Origin of the sequence: Schlesneria paludicola DSM 18645 (assembly GCF_000255655.1) — a bacterium.
GTDB lineage: Bacteria > Planctomycetota > Planctomycetia > Planctomycetales > Planctomycetaceae > Schlesneria > Schlesneria paludicola.
Genome location: NZ_JH636434.1, coordinates 2080962 through 2101516, shown reverse-complemented (window position 1 = coordinate 2101516; position 20555 = coordinate 2080962). Strand labels below are relative to the sequence as shown.

Annotated in this window: 13 protein-coding genes; 5 read left to right on the top strand and 8 right to left on the bottom strand. The window is 56.2% G+C overall.

Features of this window, described 5'->3' with window-relative positions:
- Positions 1–289: 289 nt before the first annotated feature.
- Both OSO_RS47745 and OSO_RS0110315 read left to right on the top strand, forming a co-directional pair.
- Entirely contained in the window at positions 290–2176 is a 1887-nt protein-coding gene (locus tag OSO_RS47745; RefSeq protein WP_010583300.1) for a protein kinase domain-containing protein, read from the top strand.
- A 513-nt stretch (positions 2177–2689) separates the two neighbouring features.
- Entirely contained in the window at positions 2690–3007 is a 318-nt protein-coding gene (locus OSO_RS0110315) for a hypothetical protein (protein WP_040591627.1), read from the top strand.
- 96 nt (positions 3008–3103) lie between these two features.
- Here OSO_RS0110315 and OSO_RS0110310 read toward each other — a convergent pair whose 3' ends face one another.
- The 4 genes from OSO_RS0110310 to OSO_RS0110295 form a co-directional block, all read right to left on the bottom strand.
- Complete coding sequence (locus OSO_RS0110310) at positions 3104–4933, bottom strand: OprO/OprP family phosphate-selective porin (protein WP_010583297.1); 1830 nt, start codon at positions 4931–4933, stop codon at positions 3104–3106.
- Between the two features lie 71 nt (positions 4934–5004).
- Positions 5005–6150, bottom strand: coding sequence for a hypothetical protein (locus OSO_RS0110305; RefSeq protein WP_010583296.1), 1146 nt, complete (start codon positions 6148–6150; stop codon positions 5005–5007).
- Entirely contained in the window at positions 6147–8456 is a 2310-nt protein-coding gene (locus OSO_RS0110300; protein ID WP_010583295.1) for a hypothetical protein, read from the bottom strand. Before OSO_RS0110300 ends, OSO_RS0110305 begins: the two co-directional genes overlap by 4 nt.
- A 57-nt stretch (positions 8457–8513) precedes the next feature.
- Entirely contained in the window at positions 8514–9977 is a 1464-nt protein-coding gene (locus OSO_RS0110295) for a MotA/TolQ/ExbB proton channel family protein (protein WP_010583294.1), read from the bottom strand.
- Positions 9978–10216: 239 nt separating this feature from the next.
- Here OSO_RS0110295 and OSO_RS0110290 point away from each other — a divergent pair, with 239 nt between their 5' ends.
- The 3 genes from OSO_RS0110290 (at position 10217) to OSO_RS0110280 (ending at position 15756) form a co-directional block, all read left to right on the top strand.
- Positions 10217–14251 carry a hypothetical protein gene (locus tag OSO_RS0110290; protein ID WP_237729270.1) on the top strand — a complete coding sequence of 1345 codons (4035 nt, stop codon included), beginning with the start codon at positions 10217–10219 and terminating at the stop codon, positions 14249–14251.
- A 252-nt stretch (positions 14252–14503) separates the two neighbouring features.
- Entirely contained in the window at positions 14504–15346 is an 843-nt protein-coding gene (locus OSO_RS0110285) for a menaquinone biosynthesis family protein (RefSeq protein WP_010583292.1), read from the top strand.
- An 11-nt stretch (positions 15347–15357) separates the two neighbouring features.
- Positions 15358–15756, top strand: a complete 399-nt coding sequence (locus tag OSO_RS0110280) for a hypothetical protein (protein ID WP_010583291.1) — start codon at positions 15358–15360, stop codon at positions 15754–15756.
- Between the two features lie 187 nt (positions 15757–15943).
- On the opposite strand, the gene rpsD is transcribed toward OSO_RS0110280, so the two are convergent.
- The 4 genes from rpsD to OSO_RS0110260 form a co-directional block, all read right to left on the bottom strand.
- Positions 15944–16555, bottom strand: coding sequence for a 30S ribosomal protein S4 (rpsD, locus tag OSO_RS0110275; RefSeq protein ID WP_010583290.1), 612 nt, complete (start codon positions 16553–16555; stop codon positions 15944–15946).
- 145 nt (positions 16556–16700) lie between these two features.
- Complete coding sequence (locus OSO_RS42935; protein ID WP_083842838.1) at positions 16701–17342, bottom strand: signal peptidase II; 642 nt, start codon at positions 17340–17342, stop codon at positions 16701–16703.
- Positions 17312–17704: a TraR/DksA family transcriptional regulator gene (locus OSO_RS0110265; protein WP_010583288.1), complete on the bottom strand. Its 393-nt coding sequence runs from the start codon at positions 17702–17704 to the stop codon at positions 17312–17314. Before OSO_RS0110265 ends, OSO_RS42935 begins: the two co-directional genes overlap by 31 nt.
- 302 nt (positions 17705–18006) lie before the next feature.
- Positions 18007–20238, bottom strand: coding sequence for an NfeD family protein (locus tag OSO_RS0110260; protein WP_010583287.1), 2232 nt, complete (start codon positions 20236–20238; stop codon positions 18007–18009).
- Positions 20239–20555 lie beyond the last annotated feature (317 nt).

Genomic DNA, 20555 nt, shown 5'->3' with positions numbered 1-20555 from the left:
CATTCCAAGGCCTTCCGAAGGCGCGTGGCTGGTCATGATCCAATTCACTGACGAATCAGGGATTTCCCTACAACCGCACCGATCATCCATGGCGCAGTAGATTAGACGAAGTGAATGCCGTTCGTTGGTCGAAAATGAGACTGCCCCTTCCGCTCTTTCCTTCTGGACGTCGATTGAGGCGGTCACGGGAGCGAACCGTTTTGCATGCGATGACTTTCGGATTGCCAGCCGTGAATGAGATCAGCCGACCCGGATTTAGCCCCGTGGTTCAGAGGGAGCGCCACAGGCAATGAGCAAAAACTGGGCGAAACTCATTTGCGATGGATTAAGGTCGCGACCTCGCGTCAACTTGCCGGCGAGACTGAAACTGCCCGTCATTCCGCAAGCGGTCATTGCGTTCACGGAAGCGGCCGAGAACCCGGACGCGGGACCGCAGGAACTCGCGGCGGCTCTCGAGTCGGACGCGTCGCTGACGTCAGAACTGCTGCGGCAAATCAACTCGGTCGCCCTGGGGCTGAAACAGCGTGTGGGCTCGGTCGCGCAAGCGATCGCTTTGATGGGCCCCAGGCGAACCAAAACGCTGGTGCTGACAGCGGCCTTGCAGGCCGCCACGAAAGACACGACATCACGGCTGATCAATACGATTCAATTTCAGCGTGAGAATTATGTCCGTGCGCTGTTCGCGCGTGAGACTGCCCGCGCCATCGGGGCAGATCTCGAGATTGCATACATCTCGGGTTTGCTGCAGGATTTTTTGCTGCCGCTGCTAACAGAGGCGTTCTATTCCGACTATGTGCAGATTCTAGGGCAAGGGCTGGAACTGATCGAATGCGAACGCGATCGATTCGGCTGGGATCATGCCAGCGTTGCGGCAAGCCTGATGCGTGAGTGGGGCCTGCCCGATGATCTCGTTGCGAGCATTCTGTTTCATCACGACCCCGACCGATTGCTGATTTGTTCCGACCTTTCCACGACGTCTGTTGGGGCGGTTGTCGCAGCCAGTTGTCTGCCGGACAGTCTGAGCCAGTCGCCATCGGGGTTTGAAACGCTCCTGGTCCTGCAGGATGCGATTCCTGATTTTCGTGCGCTGGAAGTGGCCGTGGCCGTCGACGATGAATTGTCGCGGCAGGGCCAAGACTACAACCTGTTTGAACGGCTCAACCAGTTGGCCATGGAAACTCTGGAGCAGCGTCGATTCGACCGTGTGCATCGCCATCGCAAATTGGGGAACTACACCCTCGAAGATCAAATCGGCGATGGCGGAATGGGCGTTGTCTATCGCGCCAAGCACAATATGCTGAAGCGTCCCGCGGCAGTCAAAGTCTTACAGTCGACGAAGATCAGCCCCGATTCGCTTGCTCGTTTTGAAAGCGAAGTACAACTGACTTGCGGATTAACGAGCCCCAATACCGTGGCCGTGTATGATTACGGTGTGACGTCCGAAGGGTTGTTTTTCTATGTCATGGAATACCTGGATGGCATGACATTGGCCCAGCTTGTCCAGAAGCAGGGGCCACTTCCATCGGGCCGTGTCATTCACTTTCTTGTGCAAGCCTGCTTGTCACTCACCGAAGCACACGCCTCGGGCCTGATTCATCGTGATCTCAAGCCCGAAAACCTGATGATCTGTCGACGCGGCGGGGTCCCCGACACGCTGAAGGTGCTCGACTTTGGTCTGGCGCGGGTTGTTTCCAAGCAATTGGAGAAAAACCGGACCACGGGGACGCTGGCGGGAACCCCGCGTTATATGCCGCCGGAAGCGATCATCCCCGGAGAAATCCTCGATTCACGTAGTGATCTCTATTCGTTGGGGGCAGTTGGCTATTACCTGCTAACCGGACAGCCCGTCTTTCCGGGAAAGGACTTGGCAACATTGCTCAAGTGCCATGTTTCCGTCACACCCGAACGCCCCTCGGTACGCCTGGGACGACCCATTGATCGTGATGTGGAAGATGTCGTGATGCAGTGTCTCGAGAAATCGCGAGATCGCCGTCCCGCAAGCGCCCAGGACCTGTTGAATCGCTTGAATCGTTGCCGGTCATCGCAAGCGTGGACACTGTACGATGCGGTCGAATGGTGGGCACATATGGATGCGAAAGCCACCGCACAAAATTCGTCGCTCGAGCCGCTTCACGCGCAGAAGACGAATATCGGCATGGAAACTCCGATGCACTGAACACGTGCGTGCCACTCATTCCGACGACGCAATTCCTCGTTGTCAGGCTTCGGCTCGGAAACGCGTCATTCTCTTGGGAAGTGTGGCCGAAGGTCCCAGGCGACGTTCCTGCTCGGCAGCAAACGCGATCGCATGAGGCGTCACCAAGCGGGAGCTTGGTAACGAGGGGTAACACGAGGGAACGAGAAAAGTTCCCGCTTGGGAACATGGGAAAGAATGAGGAAAAGAACGAAAGAACGCGATTTCAAAATCCAGAGATTCGCCCCGTCCACGCATTCGCGGCACGTGAATCGGAATGCGCTTGCCGGTGACGGGAAATCGGCTGTGGTCCCGGACCCGCTCGTGACGATGGTCTCGGTGAATTTGCACTGTTGATATTGCCGCAGCGAGAACTCCATTCATCACAAGAATTTTATTTGAGTTCAACCGCGTACGGCGCAATATCATGAGCGATGATGGACGTCGCTGAATGTGGTCTGGCTGGCGAATCAGTTTCAAAAGAGGAGTCGAACCGTGGCAGAACGCGATTTTTCAAAATACCAGAAGAAAGTCATCCAGCGTTTTTATGATAATCGTCCGGCGGTTGATGAGCAGCGGCTCGCGGAACTGGCGACGGAGTTGTATCTGGCGAGCGATAAAAAGAAGCCCAAACTTTGGGAAACGGCACGCGACATCATGGAACGGCTGGGCACGCCAGCCTCGCGCATCGATCATGTCATGAAGACGGCCGATCCCGCGCTGGTTGCCGAGGTCGTCAAAGACGTTCAGGCCGGCCGAATTCGACCCAAGCCGGAACCCAAAAAGGATGTCCTTAAAGAGGTCCAAGAGTAGACGCTTTCGGGCATTGATTTCCGCCTGAATCGACAATCATGGCCGTGGGGCAGTCAATCTTTCCGCCCCCGTTCCGTTCACCTGGGCGACGCTAAATCAGAAGTCGACCTGAACGCGACTGACAAACAGATCCGCCGTGCTGGACCCCTTGGCGGAATTGTCCAGCATGGCGTGGATCCAGTTGAACTGCACTTTTGTGTGCATATTCAGATACCAGGTCAGGCCGAGTGTCAGGTCGTTCAGGACACCGTTACCTGCTTTACTGGTCCCTGTGAAGGTATTCGTGGCGCTGTCGTAGTAGTGCCCATCAAGCTTCGACGGATTGGTCAAATCCACGAACGACCAGCGGGCGGCAACGCCCCAGGCCCCCCAACCGCGAATTCCATCCGCTTTCAGTGGGATGAAGTCTGCGAACGGGACAGGATTTTTGAGTGATGCGAGTTTTTTGTCGTAGCCACGATGCTCGCCGGTCAGGCGGTACATGAATTCCCCATAACCGCCATGGTAAAAGACCGGGCCGACGACGCTTTGGACGACAGTCCCCATGTACTCGGCTTGCAGACTGAATGGGCCGTACTGGTAGACGGTTTCCAATCCGAACAGGTTGAAGTTGTTCGCCTGGTAACGTCCTGTGTCGACGAACAGGGGAGTCCCATTGACGGCGCTGCCGAAGCTGGACGTGAGCTCGGGGTAACCCAGTGGTCCAAACTCGGGTGTCGTTCTCGCCTGATAAAATGGTTTGGGGCTGCCGGCATTACCCGATAAGCCGCTGCCCGCGGCATCGTTGGCACCCAGTTGACTGTAGTCATACGAAAAGCCCACATGCCAGAGGTAGCGGTCGTCGGCGAACTCGTCCCAATACAAGAGGTGTGTCACGCGCGTGGAAAATGAATAACCACCGATGTCGCCAAAATCGGTTCCAAACCGCGAGTCGCCAAGCGGCGCGTTATTATATCCGCCCGTTCGAAACACGCTGTAGGCCCAGTGCGTCAGGTCGTCTTCGGTCGCATTCGAGGCCATGATCCCCACGCGCCGGAATGGGACGAACGCCAGGAATGGCAACGATCGCTCGAGGAATGCCAGATTGCGGAAACCGCTCATCGCATCCACGCTGAACGGTTGCAGGAACTGTCCAACGCGAACGTCGCCCAGAATGGGAATATTTCCTTGTTCAACGTAGTTATCGAAGAAACTAGGGCGGCCAGCGGTCGCGAAGTCGACTTCCAGTTGATAGCTGGTGAACTCCGCAACTTTCCCATTGACGGCGAACCGTGCTCGACGGAAGCCTGTTCCATCCTGGGCATCACCGACGGTCGCAATATTCTTCGGGCTCTGTGAATAGAATGCGGTATCAAGCTGCAGGAAGCCGGTAATCTTGTGCGTTGGAAACTGATTCGCCTTCTGCTGGTCAGATTCATCGCGTTTCTTCAGCTGCTTTTCGACATCCGTCAATCGCTTCGTCAACTCGGACACCAGACTTGAAACGGGCTTCTCGTTGGCGTTCAGGTGGTTCGCAAGCCGGACATCATCCAGCACGGGCGACTCGTCGTACATCGAATCGGCTTCATCCACCGGTTCTTCGTCTTGCTCTTCGTTCTGCTTTGGATTCAGGCGATTTGCAAAGTCTGTGGCGAGCGAATCGTCTTTCTCGACGAATTCGTCGTCGTGAAAAAGTTGTCGAAGGCGTAGCCGGCTCTCTTGGCCAGAGGCAAGGCTCGTCCCATCGACACTTGGCAGGAATACAAGGCTTGTCAGCACGATCGTCAGTTGCAGACTCGTCCTTAGTCCGTCGAGATACGTCGGCGCAGTGGCACGAATCGCACACTTGGCGGATGTACGGGCAATAGCAGGCTGCGGGCGTCTGATTGACGTACCGACAGTCGATTTGACGGCGGCGGACCGCCGACCCAGTTCGTGGCGCGTCACTGGTTCACATTTTCCTGATTGACGTTTGAAGTTGCGTCTCGCTCTGAGGTGGACCTCCGGGGGCGAGACCGTTATTGGCTGGCTGACTTTGATCCGTTGGGAGAACCCGCGATCGGAACACCCTCGGGAAGCGGGCGACCGGCCACGGAATATCCGTGCTCATGTGTAAATTTCTGCAGACTACGATAGAGCGGATAGCTATCGGGATAGACCCAGAATGTCAGCGTCGTATCGGGTGATGTTCCCAGGATGGATTGATAAAACTTCGAGCCGCGCCGCAGCGCGATCTCGGCCGTTTCACCTTTGTGACCCGGCTCTGGATGAATCTCCCAACTCGACAGGCTGATACGGTATCCACCATGCCCAGCGCGAGCGGCGTCGAGATCCGACATCGAATCGACGCGGACGTGATAACGCATGTTGAAGCCTTGTAACGGGCCAATCTCACCTTGATATTGCCGCGTTTTCACCAGGAATTCTTTACGCCGGTCAATCTGTTCCCGAAACCGATTGACCAGTTCCTCAATGGGTACCTCTGACACCCGATTTTTTTCTAGTCGATAGTGCTTTTCTTTCCCATTGACGAGACGGCTGACGGGAGTGATCTTGTGCTCGAGTGTTTCCACATTGGCAGGCGTCAATTCAAGTTCGCGAACCTGCTTGGCCAGCCGCGAAAGTGTTTCTCGCGCCAGTTCCAGATCCGCCTCGGCGACGGCGGCCTGTTTTTTCGTTTCGATGATCGTCGCGGACTTCTCCGCGATCATTTTCTTGATGCGTTCCTGTCGCTCCAGGAGCGCCTCGTGCTCTTCACGCGTGAGTTTCATTCGCTTGGTGAGCTTGGCTTCTTCACTGTGGATGGACGCGAGTTCCGATTCGAGATTCTGCGTCGCATCGACAAGCTCTCGCGGTGCTTCGAGCGGAGGAAGCGGCGGCGGTGTCGGTACCGGTTCTTCGATCTCCTCCTCGGGCTCAACCGGCAGTGACGCGACTTCCTGTGGAATTTCAATGGGACTGGTCGCCGGTGCGACGGGGACTGGGACGGTTTCGACCGCCGGATCGGATTCGGTTTCGACCGTGCTCGGTGGCAATGCCGGCATCTGACTGACGCGCAGTCCGGCGATCACAATGAGAATGATCAGAATGCCGACGATATTTGCGACAACGTCCAAGAAGGAATCGGAGCCGAACTGAAGTTCACCACGGGGACGACGACTCATCGGACACCTCCCGTCCCATGTTGGCTGGCGGTTTTGGGTACGGACTTGATGGATGCTGGCTTTTCGCGACCGAATTCAACGGTATTGTTTGTCTTGGCGAATTCGTGGGACGTGGACAACCCCGCACGCGTCATCAGGCCATTAATCTGTTCATACCGACCGTTTGCGTCGGGTTTGACAACAAATTTCAAACGAGGAGTCCAGAAGAACCCCTGTGGTGGCTTGCCCCATTCACGCGTGTAACGATCCACTGAGGTCACAAAGTTTTCGAAGATTTCCTGCTTTGTCTCGCCCTCTTCGACGCGGATCTCATATTTTTCGGCAATCGTGAAATGGTCTTCGAAGACTTCGACGGTCACGTCGCGCTCGAATCCAATACTCGCTCCCGGATCGCAATGTCCCCATCGTCGACCCGCAAGCATTTCCGGTTCGATTTGTTTGTCGTCGATCTCTTTTGATTTGCCACCAGACTTTCCATCACCCAACTGAAGACGTTGTTTTCCGCGTGCAGAACGAGGGGCCGAACTTCCGACACGTCGCGATGAGGAGTCCGGGGAATCGGTTGGAGTTGAGTCCGCGTCCATTCCGGACGTATCGGCCGAGTCATCGTTCTCGCCTTGATTGCTGTTCGCGTCGGCCCTCGATGGACCGGAACCATCCGAGAGCGATCTCGGCTGGCCCCGTTTGCTGTTGGGACGCTTACCGATCGGCATTCCCGGTTCATGTTCGACCATGCCGTCGGGATCAGACTCTCCGGATTCGTTGGACGGAGCGGATCCACTATGCGTCTTGAACCCACCTTTCCTGCCAGAAGACACGCCCCCTTTCGCCGACTTGCCTGTCGGTCGTCCTTCAGACGATTCGGGCGATTGATCGGGATCAGAAGGTTCGTCCGCTCCCGCGCCGCCAAAGTTCTGTGAACCGCCGCCTTGTGCGAGGCGATTCTGGACATCGTCCAGATTTCGTTCGAGTTCCTGGCCGCGTCGATGCTTGGGCCGCCCTTCAAAATTCTCGACACGTTCCCAACTGCGCGTGCCAACTTCCTTTTCGTCACCGGTCAGATCCGACATTGAGAAGCTGCCCCCGCTTTCGCCGTTTCCACGGCTGCCTGGCGCTTTTCCTGCAAGCTGACCTTGAGTCGATCCACCTGGATTGCCGCCGCCCGATCCCGGTTTGCCGTAGCGAGCCGTGCCGCCGTAGACGCTGCTTCCCGTGCCTTGATTGACGGCCGAGCGAGAAATGTTTTCACGCTCCATCAGCAATCGTTCAACCGCAGCCTGGCACGCCGCTTTCGCACCAGCATCGGCAGCGGGCATCTGCAGTGTCGTGTCGGCTTCGATCAATTCGTATCCACGTGCGGTATGGATCGGATCGAGCATCCGCTGGGCGACATAGTAGGCCACGGCACCGTCAGGACGGACCAGCAGCAACACATACGGTTCGGGGGCTGATTTGCGATCTCGTTGTTGCGAGTTCCATGCGGTCCAATAGTTGATCAGCGCGCCGGTTCCCGCCGCCAGCGGATTGGCGCGCGGAGTGAAACCATTCAGATCGGCCGCAGTGATGGTGATGTCTTCAGGCAGGAAACGAAGTCCTGTGGCGTTGCATTCGATAAAAATGGGACGCCGGGTCGTTCCGGTCTGCGGGTCAAATGGAATGACCTGGAACTTGTCATTCTCGCCACTGGCTTCTTCAGCTTGTGCGGCGCGCAGCCGCTTTTTCATCTCTGCGATCTGCTGTTCGATCAGAAGTCGATCTGCCGCTTCAGTCGAACTGAAGGACGATGCCGCAGCGGTGCCTGCCAGTTTCCCCAATTCAATCTCAAGCCGTTTGATCTCGGCTTTCAACGCTTCGGCTTCGATGACGGCGGCATCGACCGCAGTCTGTCGGTGGGCGAGTACGGTTCGATGCCGGTCGCGGTCTTTACTCAACTGATCCGCGCGAGAGGCCCATTCGGCTTTGAGCTGTTCGAGTTCACGCTGCCGATTTGCCAATGCCAATTCGTACGTGCGATCGGGTTCACGGAACGGCTTGGGCTCGCGCCGAGGTGGAGGCACAACGATTGCCGGTTCGGGCGGCTTTTCTTCGGCGGGGGGAAGGGGAATCGAAAGTTCGGGCAGACGCTGGGCGGCGACTCGGGCCAGTTCCTTTTGCTCGGCTTCATGCTTGGCGTAGGCGATCGTACGTTGGCGGACCTGGCGGGTCGTTACAAGCAACAAAAAAATCAGCGATCCCATCGTGCAGACGAGCACGGCGAGGAATGGGAAAAGCTGGACCGCAAGTGTTTCCTTCGATCGGCGGCTCATCGGCTTGTTTTCTTATCAGGATCGAACACCGTTCAACACCACACCGCGCGACGCGTGTCAGGCGGCTTTGGGTTTCACTCGTGTGGTCAACAAATTCACCGCGGCGTTCAGGTTGAGCATCGTTTGCTCAAGCGAATCGACCAGGCGAACAGACTCCAGGTTCTCTGCGAGTCGATTTTCGAGTCGAATGAGTTGGGATTCGTTCTCAGACAACTTCAAGAAGACCTCGCCTTGGCTGCGAAGTTCTTCAAATTGTCCATTCATCGTCCGTGTCGACGATTCAAGCTGATTCTGCCAGCCGCCAACTTCCGCCGTGATCGCCTGTGTCAACAACGCAAGTTGACGAGCATGTTCGTCACGTGTCTGAGTAATCTCCGCACGGAACTGCTGCCATGTGAGTGCGATCTGTTCAATGCCCTGTTGCTGTTGGTCGGCCAGTACTGAACGCGTTTCGGCAAGCTGGTCTCCGATGGAGGTCGAGGTCGACTGAAATGCCGAAATGAACTCGGAACGGACTTCAGCGAGCTGTCGCGAATGATCGATCAACGCATTCGTCAGCCCCGTCTGCAGTGCCTGGTCGAGGTATTCTTGCTGTTTGGACAACGTTCCCGTCCAGCGCTCCCGAAGACTTTCCAGGGATGTCTGCCACATGTCCATTTGCCAGTTGATCAGGCTTTCAGAACGTTGCAATAGCTGTTCGGCGGCTTGTTGCTCTGCCACGACAAGTGGCGAAGCGGGGGCGGCCTGTTGCGAATTCGGGAACTGGCTCAGCAGCCGCTTCATGCCGAAATCTTCGATGTCATCCAGCGTTCGCTGTTCGATTCGCTCGATGATGAAAGTGCCGAAGACGAGCAGCATCGACAAGGCCAGCGACAGCGCCGTCGTATCGAACGCAACTGCCAATCCTGCTGTGACTTCTGGCAACGAGGATTCGAGCTTGTCGGGTGTGATGTTCGCGATGGCCATCGTGATCCCGATCACGGTACCCAGAAAGCCCAGAATCGGGACGGCCCAGGTGATCGTGCGAATCAAGGCATAGCCGTCATGTTGACGCCCGCTATTCACTTCGGCCAGATACGTCAGATGTCCTTCCAGACCATCTGACGAGCGGCGGTTTCCGACGTATTCGCAGGCCTCGCGAACTCGTTTGACGAGCAGCGTGTCTTCATATCGCTTGGCGACAAGTTTGAAGTGCGTCTCGATCGCGTGCGCAACGGTAACTGCGTCGTCGGTTTGATTCGACGAAAGTCCTTCCAGCAAATCCGTTTGCAACGCACCACGCTCGGTCGGGATCCGACTCAGTTTTCCAATCAGGGTGCAAACACCAATGAAGAACAGGCCGGTGGTCGCATATTCGATCCAGTGAGCCGTAAAGTACCGCTGGGTATCCTCTGCCGGGATGTACGGCAAGCACGCATAGAAGATGAATGTGACACCGGTGCCCCAGAGCCAGGGAGAGCCGAAAATCGAATTGATCAGCAGTTCGATCGATTTGCCGCGCTGACGAGTGGGGGTCGACATGTCTGTACGTCCTATCAAAGCGTCACTGCGGTTTGCCCAAGCTCTCAAATATGCCTAAACTTGCGTTGACCGCATCGGCGTAGGGGTAAACTCAGCGCAGTTGTTGCCATCGGAAAAATCGGCAAAGTCGAAGCAGAGTATGAGTCAATTCCGTGGAGTGGCGGAATCTGTGAAGTTTCGCAACTCATTTTGATGCGGATTTGATTACGGGAGGGCAAGTCCCGTATTCTTAGAGTAGCGTGAACAGTTCTCGCGTTCGGCGAAACGTGCTGCAGATCGCCGTGGACAATCGTGGTCGGGGGACCGGGACTTTGAATCTTTCGCAATTTGAACTGACGACTGCGCAAGAAATACTCGGGTATTTGAACTTTTCCGGCGGCCGTCCCGATTCGACTTTCGAACGGCAACTGAACGAGTTTGTCGCGAGTGTGTCGTGGGCGAAGGTCCCGGACGTGCTGCGCCATGTATTGGCTGAACTCCATCAGACGACGCCCGCATTCAGCGATATCAATCAGGCGGAAGCGGTGTTGTCGCTCGTCTTTGACACTGCGTTGCCCGCGTATCGCGAACATCATCGAGATCTTCTCGCCCATCTGAGCGATGAAGAATTTCAGCAGCCATTCTTCCTGGCGAAACTGTTTGAGGCTGTTCTCGAACAGGGTGGGCCTTGGGAGGAACGTGATCGGATCGTTCGTCGCGCAATTCAGCGTCTGAATGATTTCGTCGGCTATCGTCCTATTGCCGTCCTCGAAAATGGTCGGAAAATGGACGTGTATCCGCACGAGCGGGTCAGGCCCTGGCCGCTCTATATTCGGAACGCCGGGGTTGCCAACGGTCCTTACCAGACTCTGATCCAAAGTGCACTGGATCTGCTGGCCAAGGTTCCGGAAGAGATGCTCTCGGACGCCTATTTCGATTTCGATCAGCTTGATGAACTCGCGCTCGATCCGCGGGCGCATGACCATTCGCATCCGGTCAACAAGCGAACGAATTACCTGTTTGGGGAATGGGATCCACATCAAATCGACATCCGCGGTCGCTACAGGCGGTTCGTCATTCGTCGCGTGATCATCGATTCGCTGCTCGACTGGCAGAAGAAACAAAAGCGGGTTGCGGAAGAAGAAGTTCTCTTTGATATGGCGGCCGTCCTGTGCGGCACCATCTTGATGGCTTCGGCGATCAGCGGTGACGGTCCAGAGCGGCATGATTCCAATGTCACGTTGACGTCGCTGCTTCCACGAGTCGCCCGTCAAAGGGATCGTTTCTACGCCTGGCTACTGGATGGCGCGAAGGGAACGCGCGCGAAGCGTTTGCGCAAGCATGCGAAGGCCACGCGTCAGCCATTTGGTCACGTTCGACAGTCGCTGAACATGTATCTGGCGAACTACGGAACCCAGCAGGTTCAGCGTCGGCAATTGGCGCACCTGTTTGCACGTATGGGCTATGCCGAAGCCAGTCTTCGGCAGGCGGCAATTATCCCCTGTGCGTCCGCTCGCTTTGAATGTGAAGTGCTCTGTCGCGTCCATGGCGCCCGGCGGATCGTCGAGATGGGCAAGATCGTCGACGCCGCGAAATTGCTGGGTGAGGCGGAAGACTATCTGCATCGCGGGATCGAGTGCGGGGCGCTGGTCGATCCCTGGAATATTCTTGGTTTTCAAGGACTTTTCCCGTTGTTCTCGTCGCGCGAAGACAGCGTGCCTGATCAGCGGATCGAAATTCTGCTGCACATGATGGATGCGCTGCTGGATGCCTACACGCGAACGTGGGAAGAGGCGGCGGCACGTGGCGAAACCAAGTTGGCCGCGATGATTTCCGTCAGGTATGAAGCGTTGGCCGAGTTCTGGGACAAGTTCGGCTCGTCGACCGTGAATGATCTGCCGCGCGTCGCCGCCCGCGAAAGCCTGGATTCCGCCTCACATGTTGCGGAAGCTCTCTCGGAATGGCGAACGGCTGGCGAATCTGCTGGTGATATTCAGTTCTGGCGAGCGCACGTCGAACAGTTCGACACAGCGAAGGCGTACGCGCAAGTTGTTTCGGCCCTGCTGGAACGCCGGGACACGGTCGCGGCACTGGGACTGCTGATGCAGTGGCTCAGCCAACAGGAAGAGGTCGGTCTGGATGCGGGGCACATGTCATTCGAAGACCTGTTGCTCTGGTGGATGGGGATCGTCGTCGAGAAAGGGGCAACCGCCAAGGATGATCCCTGGCCGCTCATTCGTCGAATGTTTGACTACCTCGAAGCCAACGCGGGCGAATTGTGGTTGGCTCCCACCACGTCACTGTTGAAGGACATGCCCAAACCGAAATCATCCAGCGGCAAGGACGAAGCGGCTTCGAATCATGACGAGTCCGAATCTGACGACGAAAACGAGTTGTTCGGTGCCGCTTACGAAGGTGTTGTCTATCGCGACAGTGCGGACGACGGGCAGGAAGGTGAAACGATGGACGATCGACCATCGTTTCATCGTGAAACCGAGTTCGAATTGATCGAACGCGAATTGGAGCCGAGGCTCAAATTCTTGCGAACGATCGCGCAGCTCTGGCAGATGGGGGCGACGCTGGCGGTCGAACGCGAAATCGTCCCGGCCGATCCACAAGCAACCGCCGTGCGGGATCTGAAACAGGCCCAGGCCGAGTCGCTGCGGCATTGGCTGCGACATTCTATTGATCTTCAGACGGATCTCGGTGCGCTGATCGATCAGCTTTGGAGACAGGAGATCGGCCAGGCGTCTGCCGAGCATGACGTGAACGTCGAGTACGACACGCAACTTCAGACGAAGCTGTTTCTGATCCAAACGACAATTCAGACGGCGCTCAGTTGCCGTTCTGCACAATGGTGTCTTGCGTGCGCATTGTCGCCCGCCGATGACACGGTGAAGTCGACCGCTGACGACGTTCGAATTATCGATATCTATCGTGGTGTCATGCAGCGGAACACCGATGAAGTTCGGCGCGTGCTGCCTGGACTGCTCCGGTCGCTGCAGAGCAAGCCATTGCTGTACGTGCCGCTCGAACATGGAGGCGAACCCAAGCAGATTCTGACGGCCCGTTCGATGCAGATGGTGATCCGATTCCTGCTGGCGCACCTGCCGCAATTGGGCATGCTGCGCGAGACCTGGCACCTGCTCAGAACCGCGCGTCAAATGGAGCGTGCGTCACGACCAAAGGGAATGGCCGTGACCGAATTTGACCGGCTGTTCCGGATCGCATTGCGACACACGCTGGAATGTGTCGTGAAGGCGTCTGGGGAATGGAAAGGCGGTCGATTCAGCGACGAAGATTTGATTGACGTTGTCGGTACGATCGTCCAGAACTATCTCGAGCAATGGCTGGAACACAGCAATACGATGCGTCTGTCGACGGTCGAGGCTCTGAAAGTGGAACCGCTGTGGGAAGAGACGGCCGAGTTCGTCAAAACGTACGGCTCGTACATCCTGAATGCGCGATTGCTGACGTTGGGAAATGTCCGCGCGATCCTGCATAGCGGAGTCGAGCAGTTCCTCGATCATCTCGAAGAGAACGAAGATCCATTACATCCCATCAAGCTGCTCGACGACTTGCGCAGCGGCAAGATTGATCGTGACGATGCGGCCGAGCAACTGAATCTGATCTACCAGGTTGTCGTGGAAAAATTTGATCGGTTCCTGGAGTACAACACAACCACGACGCAATCGGATTACGGCGAGCATTTCTATTCACTGCTCGATTTTCTGCGACTGGAAACGACCTACGATCGCGACGCCTGGAACATGTTGCCTGTCTCGGTGGCGCACGAGGTCTTGGCGCGGATGGGTAAGCCCGAAGCGGCGACGATTTGGGAAGATGTCTTCTCGCTGAAAACGGAAGAGATTGCCGATGGGCATCTGCAGCAGTTGGAAACGCTGCAGAAGAAATACGGAATGCGGATGCCGTCAGTGGCGAATCATTTGGAAGAACGGTTCGTGAAACCGCTATCGGTTAACCACATGCTCGCCCGAATTCGCCCGGCCTGTGAAGATGCAGAGTCGGGGCGCGAAGAATCACCTGCGTTTCAATCGTTGCAGCGTGCCGTGGAAGACTATTTGAAAACCACGTCCGGGTCAGGGATTGATATTCCCGCTTGGTTGAAAACGCTGGAAGAGGAACTGAATCGTGTCCATGAATCGGGGGAAACTTCGACGCCCGATGCCGAGCCACAACTGCATTTGCCAACGCCCGCGTTGAGCTTGAAAGAGTTGCGACAACAGCTCAAGCAATGGAAGCAGCCTCCGTCCGATCGAAAGGGCAAGGCGTAATAGTTTCGTCGCCTGCCGGCACCGGACACGTTTAAGTATCAACAGGATCGCTGCTTTTGCGAAATTTGTATGTCAGGCGCAGCGGGGGCGTGGGATTGTCGCCGATGACGCCCCCGTTCAGAGTTCATCGTCTGCCGGGAATCGTCTGCCGCACACAGTGGTCAGATTCCCGTTGGCTCACTACGATTCAGGCATCGTGATTCCGCGGAACATCGTCCGCGACCTTGCATCCTCATGACCAGATATCGATCCATGACAGAAAAGACTCTCATTCGCGTTGGCCATAGTCCCGATCCTGATGACGCGTTCATGTTTCATGCGCTCGCCAACGACAAGATCGAAACTGGGCCATATCAGTTTACCCATCAGTTGCAAGACATTCAGACGCTGAATGACCGAGCATTTCGCGGCGAATTGGAACTGACGGCGGTCAGCTTGCATGGGTACGCCTATGTCACGGACAAATATGCGCTGTGCGCCTGCGGATGTAGCATGGGTGACAACTACGGTCCAATGATCGTGGCGCGTCAGCCCGGCAGTCTGAACGACTTCCGTGGCAAACGTATCGCGATTCCAGGCAAGCTCACCACTGCCTACTTGGCACTGAAGCTCGCTCTCGGCGACGATTTCACGCCCGTCTTCTATCCGTTTGACGAGATCCTTGCCGTGACGAAGGCAGGAAAAGTGGACGCTGGCCTGATTATCCACGAAGGTCAGTTGACCTATCAGAACGACGGGCTGCATCTGATTGTCGATCTGGGAAAATGGTGGATGAACGATACGGGCCTGCCGTTGCCGCTTGGTGGGAATGCCATTCGCCGCGATTTGGGTCAAAAGGCGATGGAAGAAGTGACGGCATTGCTGAAGCAAAGCATTCAATACGCACTCGATCATCGCGCTGAATCGCTCGCCTATGCACTGCAGTTTGGTCGCGATCTCGATCGCAGCCAGGCGGACAAGTTTGTGGGGATGTACGTCAACGACTGGACGCTCGATTTTGGTCAGCGCGGTCGTGACGCGGTTCGCTTGCTGCTCGATCGAGCCTATCAGGCGAAGATTATTCCGCATCCCGTTCAGCTCGAATTCATCGGTTGAGGCATCGGACAATGCCCGAGCTAACAGACGAAGAGTTGCTGGCGTATGTCGAAGAGCAGTTGGCCACCGAGCAATCGGTGGCGATCGAAATTGCTCTTCGGCAGGATCAGGCTCTCGCAGCTCGGTTGCGATCACTTCTGGCTTCGCAGGACCAGGGTGAATACAGCGTCGGCAATCTCTGGCGACGGGAGCGTCTCAGTTGCCCACCACGTGGCGTTTGGGCTGCGTATGTCGGTGGACGGCTGGGTGATGGCATATCTGAATATCTTCGGTTTCATCTGGAGGTCGTCGGCTGCCGTATTTGTTCCGCAAACCTGTCGGATTTGAAGCACACCGGTGGGCTGGATGGTGCCGAGACCCGTACGAAGAAGTTCTTTCAGTCTTCTGCAGGGCATTTGCCGCGTGACTGAATGATCTACGGCGGAATAATCCGGGTGCCGGCAAATCGATGTTGCCGCGGTCCAGTTGGGTTGTTTGCCAGCTCCAATTAAAACGACGTAAAGAAACCTGCGACGACAACAAAAAAACGACCTCCACCGCAAGGATGGAGGTCGTTTTGTATTCAAACACTGGTGGCTTCAAGCACCAGAGACCAGGTCAGCGCGACATGAAGGCGATGACACGGCCGATTTCGATCGGTGGAACCGTTGCGTCGCGTGGCGTAGGCAGTGCTTGCACGCGTGCTTCGAGATCCTTCGAGTCGAACGAGACCCAGTCGATCGACTGACGCGACGAGCTGTCGACGATCTCGCGGTAGAGTTTCTTGACATTGGGGCGATTGCGAAGGGTGATCACGTCGCCGGGGCCCACGAAGATCGAAGGCTTGTTGACGGTCTTACCATTCAACTGGAAGTGGCGATGCACAATCCCCTGGCGAGCTTGAAGCCGGGTGACGGTGAAGCCGGCACGACGGACAACATTGTCCAGGCGGCGTTCGCACATCACGAGGAGAATATCGCCGGTGTTACCCTTTTGGGCGCGTGCCTTGGCGAAATATCGTCGCAACTGCGCTTCACGCATGCCATAGTGGTACTTGATCTTCTGCTTGTCGGCCAGAGCCATACCGTAGGTTGAAAGCTTTCGGCGACGCTCAGCCATACCGGGCGGGCTCGGTCGCTTTTCCAATGCCCGCGCCGCCCCGGCGTTTTCAAACACCATCGCACCTAACCGGCGATTGACACGTCCTTTGGGACCCGAATACCGACCCATGCAAAAAACTCCCGCGCGACTGAACCGCGCCTGACTGACCGCACCTAAGCTGAACTTCCAATACGAAAATCGAAGGGCGAAATGATGGCAAGTTGCTTGGCTTCCGTCAACAGACATGAGGTCCTGTCGACACCAATTGCCAATTTCATTTTACCTGTGGTTGTTCGGGGCTCGGCACCCAGAACGACTGGAGCACCAACATGATGGCTCCAGTAACGAGATACACATCGGCGAAGTTGAAGGTGGCCCACTCAAACTTCCCGTCGAAGAATACAAAATCCAAGAAGTCTCGGACAGCATACACCGGCCCTTTTTCGTCTTTCCAGCCGTGCAATCCAAGTCGATCGTAAAGATTACCGAGAGTTCCGCCAAGAAGTAAGCCTGTGGCCACAGTTAACCACCAGGAAGCGATCGCTTGGCGTGTCCATAAAAAGTAGACGATCGCGCCAATTGCCAGAAGGCTTAAGCTGGCGAACAGCCAAGTCTGATTTTGGCCGATTCCCCAGAGGGCCCCGCGGTTGAATGTTGTGGCCAGGTCAAATTTGACGGCGATTCCAAGAAACGAACCTTTCCAGACCGGCTTGACCCCGTGAACACCCAGATCATGGAAGACGGACCACTTTGACCACAGGTCCCAGATGGAACCTGCAGCCATGAGTGTGGTGACAAGCAGATATCGTCCGAAAAGGTCGCCTTTTGTCAAAGAGATGGTAGGCGTACGACGCGCAGAACCAGATTCAGCAGCCAAGGGCTCGCCTATCGATTCAGCTCGCGCTTCCGTTCGCATTCCACGCAATTCCTTGCATAAGGGATTTCCCGCAGTCGCGTTTTCGGGATCATCGACTTGGCGGGAGCTCGTCCCGCTTCAGTGCATCCCGCACACACGCCGTAGGTCTCGTCCTTAATTCGCTCAAACGCCTCTTCGATCTCTTCGAGAACTCCTTGTTCGTTCTCGACGCGTCGAAGCGTAAATTCCTGTTCGTAAGTCTCGGTTCCCAACTCAGCAAGATGGGTGGGAGACTTCGATTCGGAACCGTTTTCGTTCCGATCCAAGGCGTCTGCGGTCAGGTGCAGCACGTCCCCTCGAAGGCGGGCTCGTAGCACTTGCAGCAGCTTCTTGAACTCATCCAGCTCAACCTTTTTTAGCATGAACAAGCACCTTACGGAAGAGTCCTCGTGGCGAGTCAATCTGTGCGGGCGACTTGGGATTGTACGTTTCTGTCGTACTGAATATCAAGTCGCCACTCTGTCGTTCGCCGTAAGTGCTGATTTTAATGGCAGTTGGAGAGCTTGAGTCGAATGTGCCGATTCTGCCGAAAAACGACGTATTCGCTGTAAGTGAAATATGTTGTGTGTGTTGTGTCGAATTTGACTCGTTCCAAGCGCCGCTCCAATTCCTGTGCCGAATTGAGCTTGCTGACACCTGCGTAATCCTGTTCCTGCTCGATGCTTCAGGCGCTCCGGACGACGATCCGATTCCCGGCCAGTTCCACGACTTCAATTTCGCTCTCGGCCGTGATAAAGGGGCCGTCGCTGATCACGTCGATCACTCGATTGTCGAATCGTGCTTTACCCGCCGGGCGAAGCATTGTCATGGCGATTCCCCGCTGTCCGATCGCGATCTCACCTGTCTGGGCTGATGATGACGAGGCCGTTGCCAGCCGTAGCCGCGGCTCGTCGACGCCCGAACCTGGCGGTGCCAGCACCATCGACTCCCATCCGGGAATTGCCGGCAGAATTCGAGCAATCAGCAGCATGATAATCGTCACAAGCCCCATTGAGAGAATGACTTGTCCTGTGTGCCAGGCGAGTTCCTCCATGTTGCTCATAAGGTCGAACGACCATGAGTGACATGCCATCACCAGTGACGCCAGAACAAGCAGAATCCCGGAAACTCCAAAGACACCAAAGCCTGGAACGACAAAGATCTCGAGCGCCAGGCATCCCACTCCCAGCAGGAACAACACGACTTCCAGCCAGCCTGCGGTACCTCCCATGAAGTTGCTCCAGAAGAACAACGAAAAGCAGAGGACCGACAGAATCCCGAGGATGCCCGTCATGAAATGCAGCTCGAGATAAATGAGCGCAATTCCCATCGTGATCATCAGGACGACCATTGGCTGCTGGTTCAGGACAAAAACGAGTCGATCGACCCACGTTTTTTCGACTGGAATGAGTCGGATACCGGCCGGGACTCCAATTCGTGCCTTCAAGTCGTCGAGATCGTTGACAGGCGATTCGGCAATCTTCAGTTCGTGGGCTCGCGATCCGGTCGCAGTAAACAAAAGCTCACCAGTCGTTTCCCGGAGCAGCGGGCCCTGAATCCATTCTCCATTGGCGGCATGAATTTCGGGTTCGCTCATGAACCAGACCCGGCCGTTATCGCGATGTGTGACCTGATAGACCTTCATCAAGCGGTCGGCCATCGCCTCGCAGATGGCGATCGGACGGTGCTTCTTTTCCGCCAATAGACGCAATTCGGCTTTGAGTTGACTCAGAATCTTTTCGGGGGCACGCTCAAACAGGCGTCCTGGTTGGATTTCAATAGGCCCCGCATCACCAATCTTGGCGTCGGGCAACATGAAGATCTCGTCGCAGCCGAGTGCCACGATCGCCGCACCGTTGATCGCTTCACGTTCGATATAAGCGATTGTTCGGATCTTGGATTCTTGAAGATCGGCGATGGCATTGGCGAGTTGCGTGCTTGAGGACAGCAGGCCACCAGGGGAATCAATTTGGAAGACGATCGCCTGTGATTCGTCGCGGACCGCACGCTCGATTTGTCTGAGCAGGAACCCTTCCTGCAGGTGGTCGATCACTCCTTCCATTTTGATCAGGCGCACTTTTTTATTTTCTTTTTCCGTCGCGATTTCACGCAGCGCCTCGCGTGGCAGGCCGTAATGAGTCGCCACGTCCAGACGCGTCTCGGCCGTTTGTGCGACGAGAATATCCAGAGATCGAGCGGTACTGCCGCGAAACAGGCCGACCATTCCTGCTTCTTTGACGACTTCGACATTGTCGATATTGATCGCGGTTGCGCGCAGCGTTTCGAATTCGTCCTTCGTCACGACGCGGGATTCGAGTTCTTCTTTGTTGTCTTCCGTGCGGCGCATCCGAATGCGAAGCAACTGCTGAGACTTGTCCATCATGCCGCGTACGATGGCGGAATTGATTTTCATGTTGTGTCGCTTTTGGGCGAGGGCGAGCACAGCCTGCTGCTCTTCGGGGTCGAGCGGTTTGCCGCGACCGATGTCACCGAGTTCGGCATCGGGGTGCATCACGATCTGCTTACAGGCCAGCGCCACAAGCACATTCGGACCTGTGACCGTGGCGGGAAGCCAGGCGACCGTCGTCAGGTTCGACACTTGTGCGGATGTCAGAAACCGTGCCAACCCCTGAGCATGATGGAACTGACTGGTTCCAGGCTCGATCTGCAGGACCAGAACTGCGGGGCGTCCTTCTTGCAGGGCCAGATGCTGCAGCTTGAGAGCAGTCGTCGAGATGCGATTAAACACGACATCATCGATTGGGCTCGTGACGGTGACGAATTGACCGGCGGGGATCTTGGCGGCAGGCGCTTCGTCTGCGGCGCTGACCGTCAGGGCTAAAAAACACAACGGAATGGCCGCAATCCAGCACCGGCCAATTTCGAAAGGGAAGCGATTTCTGTCAGAACCATGCATACTGAAATTACCTCATTCACATGCGCGAACCATCTCGAGTCCCATTGAGAATCCTCGAGTTGTCCCGGGATCGACGTGCAGAATTATAGCCGTGGTGCGCCCCGTGCGGGAGGAAATTGACTCGCGAACGTCGACGTGTGAGGCGAATTGCGGCATCGCTCGGGGTTGACTGCTCGTGGCCAGTTCCTGGTTCGCGCCATTGTCGGCATGGGATATCCCCTGTGGATTCGTTGTCGTCGAGCGTGATTTTCGGCACTTTGCCGCGACGATGTTTCACAAACGGCTCTGATGCATTGGCCAGCTTGCTTTCGCGTGAT